1 pseudogene is annotated in these 269 nt (G+C 63.9%); it reads left to right on the forward strand.

Annotated elements, in window-relative coordinates:
• Positions 1–100: 100 nt before the first annotated feature.
• Positions 101–269 (forward strand): annotated as a pseudogene (locus EOE18_RS18335) (ATP-binding protein); the annotation flags it as partial.

Raw genomic sequence — 269 nt, forward strand, 5'->3', positions numbered from 1 at the left:
GCGCCACCGGCTCCTCCCATCGATGCGCCGCAGGCCCTGCGCCTTGGCAAAGAGCCCAAAGCCGATGTGGGGCGCTACGACACGCTGAGGGAGATGCGTCATGCGTCATGACCCCGCCAGCGCCGCCGTGGTCGTGATGCTACGTGGCCTTAAAATGTATGGCATGGCTCAGGCTGTCGGCGATCTGATCGAGCAAGGCGCACCTGCCTTCGACGCGGCCGTTCCTATGCTGTCCCAGTTGCTCAAGGCTGAGATGGCTGAACGCGAAG

It is taken from the genome of Novosphingobium umbonatum (assembly GCF_004005905.1).
GTDB lineage: Bacteria > Pseudomonadota > Alphaproteobacteria > Sphingomonadales > Sphingomonadaceae > Novosphingobium > Novosphingobium umbonatum.